We start from the raw sequence: 282 nt of genomic DNA on the forward strand, positions 1-282 counted from the left end.
CCCGGAAGAGGAAGTGCCGCGTCCCCTGACTCGTCTGGCGGACGATCTCGCTGGAGACGACGGTCGCGTCCCCGGGTTCGACGTCGAGGGTGCTGGCGTCGAGCCGCCCGGCTTCCTCGCTGCGGTCCTCGGGGACGATGAAGTCGTTGATGCATTCGCCGGCGAGTTCGCGCTCGTCGTACCCGAAGACGTCTTCGAACGCCGGGTTGACGCGTTCGACGAGCGGTTCCCCGTCGACGAACCGGTTCTCGACGACGGGGTCGGGGAGGGACTCGAACAGCT

At 67.7% G+C, this 282-nt stretch carries 1 protein-coding gene; it reads right to left on the minus strand.

Annotation, left to right across the window (positions count from 1 at the left end; genetic code table 11):
* A partial coding sequence (locus tag SM755_RS23465) for a PAS domain-containing protein (protein ID WP_323174811.1) occupies positions 1-282 on the minus strand: 282 nt, incomplete at both ends.

Source organism: Natrialba sp. PRR66, assembly GCF_034808065.1.
In the GTDB taxonomy this organism is placed as follows: domain Archaea; phylum Halobacteriota; class Halobacteria; order Halobacteriales; family Natrialbaceae; genus Natrialba; species Natrialba aegyptia.